Source organism: Pseudoclavibacter sp. 13-3 (genome assembly GCF_021168475.1).
Lineage (GTDB): Bacteria > Actinomycetota > Actinomycetes > Actinomycetales > Microbacteriaceae > Pseudoclavibacter_A.
Map to the genome: position 1 here is coordinate 583,787 of NZ_JAJOZT010000001.1, position 7,441 is coordinate 591,227.

The 7,441-nt window shown below is 65.7% G+C and carries 5 protein-coding genes; 1 reads left to right on the forward strand and 4 read right to left on the reverse strand.

The features are described 5' to 3' along the window. Position 1: 1 nt before the first annotated feature. The 3 genes from LRX77_RS02580 to gabT form a co-directional block, all read right to left on the reverse strand. Positions 2-1,504, reverse strand: a complete 1,503-nt coding sequence (locus LRX77_RS02580; RefSeq protein ID WP_231831280.1) for an amino acid permease — start codon at positions 1,502-1,504, stop codon at positions 2-4. Between the two features lie 305 nt (positions 1,505-1,809). Continuing rightward, positions 1,810-3,270, reverse strand: a complete 1,461-nt coding sequence (locus LRX77_RS02585) for an NAD-dependent succinate-semialdehyde dehydrogenase (protein ID WP_231831281.1) — start codon at positions 3,268-3,270, stop codon at positions 1,810-1,812. 2 nt (positions 3,271-3,272) lie between these two features. Next, positions 3,273-4,619: a 4-aminobutyrate--2-oxoglutarate transaminase gene (gabT, locus tag LRX77_RS02590; RefSeq protein WP_231831282.1), complete on the reverse strand. Its 1,347-nt coding sequence runs from the start codon at positions 4,617-4,619 to the stop codon at positions 3,273-3,275. Positions 4,620-4,812: 193 nt separating this feature from the next. On the opposite strand from gabT, the gene LRX77_RS02595 reads away from it, so the two are divergent. Next, entirely contained in the window at positions 4,813-6,366 is a 1,554-nt protein-coding gene (locus LRX77_RS02595) for a helix-turn-helix domain-containing protein (RefSeq protein WP_231831283.1), read from the forward strand. On the opposite strand, the gene rarD is transcribed toward LRX77_RS02595, so the two are convergent. Then, positions 6,308-7,216, reverse strand: coding sequence for an EamA family transporter RarD (gene rarD, locus LRX77_RS02600; protein ID WP_231831284.1), 909 nt, complete (start codon positions 7,214-7,216; stop codon positions 6,308-6,310). The genes LRX77_RS02595 and rarD overlap by 59 nt on opposite strands. Between the last annotated feature and the right edge of the window lie 225 nt (positions 7,217-7,441).

A 7,441-nucleotide genomic window follows, 5' to 3' on the forward strand; every position in this document is an offset into this window, starting at 1 on the left:
CTTACTTCGACTCGCCGTCAGCGCTCTGCGCACTCGCCGAGGCGCTGTCGGGCAGCAGTCCCAGACGCTTCTGCCGACGCTGCACGATCAGACCGGCGACGACGCTCACCGCGGCGACGATCAGGCTCACGTAGAGCTCGATGCGCGTCTGCAGGCTCTTGTTGAACGTCATGTAGGCGAGCAGCGCGACCAGTGCGATGATCACGATCCAGGTGATGTAGGGAAAGCCCCACATCTTGATGGTGCCGTTGGCCTTGCCCGGAACCACTCCCTGCTTCGCGAGCATGCGCCGGCTGCGCAGCTGTGAGACGGCGATGACCAGCCAGACGAAGATGGCCGTCGCGCCGGTCGAGTTCACCAGGAAGGCGAAGACGTAGTCGGGCACCGTGTAGTTCAGCAGCACCGAGATCAGACCGACGACTGCCGAGGCCAGAATGGCCACGTAGGGCGTGTTGTGCTTGTTGACCTTGCGGAACGCCCGCGGCGCCTCACCACGACCGGCCAGCGAGTAGGCCATACGAGACGCGGTGTACAGCGACGCGTTGAGCGTCGACAGCAGCGCCGTCAGCACGACGAAGTCCATCAGCACGTCGACGCCGGGAATCCCCACGTACTCCAGCGCGCTCACGAAGGGCGACTTGCCCGAGACGACTTTGTCGTGCGGCAGCAGCAGCACGATGATGGTGATCGAGCCGATGTAGAAGAGCAGGATTCGCCAGATGACCGAGTTCACCGCTTTGCGCACGGCGTGAGCGGGGTGCTCCGACTCGCCTGCGGCCACAGTGGCCACTTCGGCGCCGAACATCGAGAAGATGACCGGCAGCAGCGCGACGAAGATGCCCGAGACGCCGTTCGGCATGAACCCGCCCTGTGCGCCGTAGTCGACCCCCTGATGCGCGCTGGGGATGATCCCGGTCACCAGACCGATGCCGAAGAGGATGAACAGCGAGATCGCGACGATCTTGATGCCGGCGAACCAGAACTCCATCTCGCCGAAGCTCTTGACCGAGACCAGGTTGAGCCCGAGAAACAGGATGGTGATCACGAGAGCGGGAATCCACTGATCCACTCCGGGCAGGTACTTCGTGATGATCTTGGCAGCCGCAGTGGCTTCGATGCCGACGACCACCACCCAGAACCACCAGTACAGCCAGCCGATCGACAGACCGGCCCACGGTCCGATGAACTTCGTGGCATAGGTCGAGAACGATCCGGTGTCAGGGCTCGCCGATGCCATCTCGCCGAGCATTCGCATCACCAGGATGATCACGACGCCTGCGAGTGCGTACGAGACGATGACGGCCGGTCCGGCCGCGATGATCGCGTTGCTGGATGCGACCAGCAGGCCGGCACCGATGATGCCACCCAGGGCGATCATCGAGAGGTGCCGGGGTTTCAGTGTGCCGGCCAGGCGTGGTTCCGGCTCGGCACGGTCAAGCTCACCGACGGTGAACACCGCCTCCGTTGGCGGCGTTGTCGGATTCTCGTTCTTCTCAGAACTCATGTTGTGGTTCCTCTGTTCATTCCTCGACGCGCGGCGCCGAAGAGATTGTTCTTGGAAACGTCCACCGAGTGGTTGCGCACCGGCTCGATGTCCGCTGTGTGGAATCGTGCACGAGTCTATGCAGCATTCACGTGAACGCTGGGTTACGCAAAGTGGACACATCGTCCACTCATTAGCCGCTGCGTACAGCATTGCGCTGACGACATGCGTCGTCCTGACACATGAAAAAGGCTGAGGTGCTGCCGAAGACCTCCTCCGGCAGCACCTCAGCCTCAAGACGCCGATCGGCGCCGTCCACGAGCGTCTCAGGCACCGGGCCAGGCGACGCTGAAGTACTGCGTCTCCTGGTACTCTTCGATGCCTTCGTGGCCGCCCTCGCGCCCCACACCGCTCTGTTTGAACCCGCCGAACGGCACCGACGGGTCAGACACGAGACCACGGTTGACCCCGACCATACCGGCGTCGATGCGGTTGGCGATGTCGATCGCATGTCGCTGCTCACCGGCGAACACGTACGAGGCAAGCCCGTACTCGGTGCCGTTGACCGCCTCGATGAGTGCGTCTTCGTCAGACCAGGTCGCGATCGAGGCGACTGGCCCGAAGACCTCTTCGGTGAACACCGGGGAGGCCGGGGTCACGTCGGTCAGCACCGTCACCGGGGCGTAGTACCCCGTCTCAGGCACCTCGGACTGATATGCGATGGTCGCGCCGTCGTGCACCGCAGCGTCAACGAGCTCGGTCACTTTGTCGACTGACTTGCGGTTGACCAGCGGACCGATGTCGGTGCCCTCGGCGAGCCCTGCGCCGACGACGAGAGCAGCCGTGCGCTCGATGAAGCGCCGAGTGAACGCCTCTGCGATGTCGACGTGCACGAAGAATCGGTTCGCTGCGGTGCAGGCCTGGCCGCCGTTGCGGAACTTCGCGACCAGCGCGCCCTCCACCGCATCCTCGACATCGGCATCCGCCGCCACCACGAACGCGGCGTTGCCGCCGAGCTCCATGGCGGTGTTGAGCACGCGGTCTGCCGCCTTGCGCAGCAGCACCTTGCCGACCGGCGTCGACCCGGTGAACGAGATCACCCGAACGTGCTGGTCGTCGAGCAGATGATCGACGATCTCTGCGGTGTGCGACGAGGGCAGCACGTTGACGAGGCCGGCCGGCAGCCCTGCCTCGGCGAGGATCTGCGCGATCGCCAAGGCGGTCAGCGGCGTCTCACTGGCCGGTTTCAGCACGGTCGCGCACCCGGCGGCGAGCGCCGGGCCGATCTTTCGGGTGGCCATGGCCGCGGGAAAGTTCCACGGGGTGACCAGCACGGCGACGCCGGCTGGCCGACGCGTGACCAGATTGCGCACCCCGCCCGCCGGAGCGGTCTGGTACTCCCCCTCGACGCGCACGGCCTCTTCGGCGAACCACCGGAAGAACTCCGCCGCGTAGGCGACCTCTCCCAGCGAATCGGCAAGCGCCTTGCCGTTCTCCAACGAGATCAGCTCGGCGAGCTGCTGACGGCGCTCGATCATGAGCTCGAACGCGCGCCGCAGCACCTCGCCGCGCTGGCGGGGGGCCGCCTTCGCCCAGGCGACCTGCGCCTCGTGCGCTGACGCCAGCGCACGATCGGCATCGGCGAGCCCGGCATCGGCCACCTCGACGAACGATTCCTCAGTGCTCGGGTCGATGACGGCGAAGGTCTCGCCCGATTGCGCGCCGACGAACTCGTTGTCGATCCAGAGGCCGCTGATCGAGCGGGCGTAGTCGATGAGCTCGGTCATGCTCAGTTCTCCTTGAACGCCTGGACGACGACGTCGAGGCCGTCGTTGAGCACCTCGTCAGAGATGACCAGCGGCGTCAGGAAGCGGATGACGTTGCCGTAGGTGCCGGCGGTCAGCAGCACGACACCGTTCTTGTGCGCGTACTCGGCGACCTTGTGGGTGAGCTGAGCGTCGGGCTCCTTGGTCTCGGGGTGCACCAGTTCGATGGCCTGCAGAGCGCCACGGCCGCGCACCTCGCCGATGCGCGGGTCGCTCTGCTGCAGCTCGAGCATGCGCTTCGTGATGACCTCGCCGATGTGCAGGGCACGGTCGGCCAGGTTCTCGTCGACAACCTTGTCGAAGACGGCGAGCGCTGCCGCGCATGCCGCCGGGTTGCCGCCGTAGGTGCCGCCGATGCCGCCGGCCTGGGGATGATCCATCACGTCGGCACGACCGGTGACGGCCGAGAGCGGCAGGCCGCCGCCGATCGCCTTGGCCGTCGTGACGAGGTCGGGCTCGATGCCCTCGTACTCCGAGGCGAACAGGCGCCCGGTGCGGGCCAGACCGGTCTGAATCTCGTCAGAGATGAACAGCACGTCGTTCTTGTGCGCCCATTCGACCAAGGCAGCCATGAAGCCTTCGGCCGGAACGATGAAGCCGCCCTCGCCCTGAATGGGCTCGAGCAGGATCGCGGCGACCGAATCGGCGCCGATCTGCTTCTCGATGGCGCTGATCGTGCGCTTCGCGGCCTCTTCGCCGGTGAGTCCGTCACGGTACGGGTATGACCCGGGAACACGGTAGAGCTCGTTTGCGAACGGCCCGAAGTGGCTCTTGTAGGGCGCTGCCTTCGCGGTCAGCCCCATGGTGAGGTTGGTGCGCCCGTGGAAGGCGTGGTCGAACGCGACGATGCCGTCTTTTCCGGTGAAGTTGCGGGCGATCTTGACTGCGTTCTCAACAGCCTCGGCCCCTGAGTTGAACAGGGCGGTGCGCTTCTCGAAGCTGCCGGGAGTCAATTCGTTCAGGCGCTCGGAGACCTCGATGTACGACTCATACGGAACCGTGGCGAACGACGTGTGGGTGAACTGGGCGACCTGGTGCTGCACGGCGTCGACGACCTCAGGAGCCGAGTTGCCGACGCCGGTGACGGCGATGCCCGAGGCGAAGTCGATCAGGGTGTTGCCGTCGACATCGAGGATCACGCCTCCGCCGGCGGCGACGACGTAGGTGGGCAGCATGACCCCCACTCCGGCGCTCACCGCGGCGAGCTTGCGCTCGTGCAGTGCACGCGACTTCGGGCCGGGAATCGCGGTGACGAGGTTGCGGTGCTGGGCGAGGGTTGGCCCGCCGACGGGGATGCTCTGTTCAGTCATGAGACGTACTCCATTCGTTTGCGACAGATACCGGTGTCGATGGCGCGCCGCAGACGTGGCGAGCCCGACGTTGGGCAGATCGAGCTGAGGGTGCAGGAATGCACTCTTCGTAGCATTGACATTACGATCAGACCAACGACTTTCGGCATGTACGTTGCGGCCATTCGACCAGTTGCAGATGTACGATTCGTCTATGTCAGTCACGATACGTCGCCTGCTCGGCATCGGCGAGCTGTCTCTGCGCACCATCGTCGGTGATGAGGCGGGTGCCGAGACGTCCGAGCTGCTCGATGCTGCGCTCGACTGGGTGTACAGCTCGAACCTCGTCGATCCGATGCGCTTCCTTCCGGCCGGCCAGATGCTGCTCACCGACGGAGCCCAGTTCGGCGTCGCCCGATTCGACTACGACGCGTATGTGGCTCGACTGCGTGACGGCGGCCTCGTGGGCGTGGGGCTGGGCACCGGCCTGACGTGGACCGAACCGCCCGAAGGTCTGGTCGACGCGTGCCGCAGGCATGGCCTGCCGCTCGTCGAAGTGCCCTACCACGTGCCGTTCCTCGCGGTGATCCGAAAGGCCGACGATCTGCTCGACAGCGAGCACCAGCAGCACATCCAGTGGGGGCTCGACGCCCAGCGGGCCATCTCACGGGCGGCTCTGCGTTCCAACAGACTCGGCGACCTCTTGCAGGAGCTGGCCAAGCAGCTCGACTGCGGCGTCGCAATCTTCGACAGCTCCGGGCAGATCATGGGATCAGCCCGACAGCGCCCGCTTCCGCACCTGCAGCTGCAGGAGCTCACCGGTGCCATGGAGCGTCTCACGCGCAGCGGCACACGTTCGGCTGCGCGCATCAGCGCCGACGGCGCCGAGTTCATCGTGCAGACCATCGGAGCGCCGCCGAAGCTCGCCGGCATGCTCGTGCTCAGCGGCGTGAGCCGGCTCGACGGCGTGCAGCTCGACGTCGTCGAGTCGGTCCTGGCACTCACCGGCATCACCTTGGAGTTCAACCGTACGATCAACCAGCAGCGGCATGTGCTGCGCGACGGTGTCATCGAGATCGCCGCCTCGGGGAGCGTCGCCTTGGCCAACCGCCTCGCGGAACGGCTCTGGAACGAGGCCCTGCCGACTGGTGAGCGCGCAGTCGTCGCGCTGATCGACAGCACGACCGCCTTGGTCGACGCCCTCGATCGCATGCAGCGCGACGGCATGATCTTCTGGGGGCTGCGCGACGGTCGAGCAACCATCGTCTCGCCGACCGAGAACCTCGACTCGGTGCTGGAGGTCTGTCTGCGCGAGCGCGTCAGGGCCGGCATCTCACAGCTCAGCACCAGTCTGCCGCTCAGCCAGCTCATTCAGCAGGCGCGGCGCGTCGTCGCAGACGCCGACGCTGGCTCGATCGCCCGATATGACGACCTGGCCGACGCCGGCTGGCCCACGCTGCTGCGCGGGTCGATGCTCGAAGTGGTGGCGGCGCAGCTGCTGGCGCCTCTCGACCAGCGTCATGAGTCGGAGGGCGTCGAGCTGCGCCGAACCCTGCGCATCTGGCTCGAGGAGAACGGTCAGGCCGAAGCCGCTGCCGCACGTCTCGGTGTGCATCGACACACTGTGCGCAACCGAGTCGCTCGTGCCGCCTCACTGCTCGACCTCGACCTCGACACCTTCGAGGCGCGCACGAAGGTCTGGCTGGCGCTCAGCGCAGCCGACGAGCCGCACGACCCCTCCGCAGCAGCGGAAGAAGTCCCGAGATGAGCATGCAGGCCAGCGCAGCAGCGATGACCGTGTAGACGAACAGATCAGACGTCAGCAGCTGTTCTCCGAGCAGCAGCGCCGCAGCGAAGAGCAGCACCGGCTCGAGATAGCTGAGCATCCCGAACACTGTGAGGTTCAGCCGACCACTGGCGAGGATGTACAGCATCATCGCCACGCCACTGAGAACGCCGAGCGCGACGAACGACCACCAGGCCGAACCGGGCTGATGCGCCAGCGCACCGGCGACATCCGACTGCAGCAGCAGCCAGACGGCGAACGGAGTCGCCAGCAGCATCTCGAGCCAGAACACGCGCACGTCGTCCATGTCTGCCGCACGGCGCACCGCGAAATAGATGGGATACCCGAAGCCGACCAGCGCAGTCGGCCACGAGAAGCCACCGACGATGAGCGCCTCGATGATCACGGCGACCGCCGCGAGCGCGACAGCGGCCCACTGCCAGCGGTCGAGGCGATCCTTGAACAGAAAGCGCCCGGCGGCGACCACGACGAGCGGCATCAGAAAATAGCCCAGTGAGACGTCGAGCGCGTGCCCATGCATCGGCCCCCAGATGAACACCCAGATCTGCGCGGTCACCATCATCGAGCACCCCAGCAGCACGAGGAGTCGACGGGGGTCACGGACGATGCGGCGAATGAGCCGCCCGATCATCTCCCAGTCTCGGTGTCCCGTGAAGAAGACCGCCATCAGCGCGACGATGCAGACGACCCGCCACGCTGCAACCACTTCGGAGGTGAACGCCGACAGCTCGCTGGTCAGCAGCGAGATTAGACCGAATATCACCGATGCCGAGATCGACGCGACCACGCCTGACTTCGCCGTCTGCGGCATCGCAGCTCCATTTCGTCGTTTGGGCCGGATGCGCAGACGTCCGCTGGGATGGACGCATCCGATCAAGGAATGAACGCACGATGCAAGAGGTCCTCATCATTCGTACACTGAATACTAGCCTCCAAACGATTGCGAGCAGCTGCTGCGGAGGTGAGAAGCGGGGCCGTGCGCATCGCACGGCCCCGCTTCGCACCAACCGGTAAAGAGCAAAAGCCCGAAAGGCAG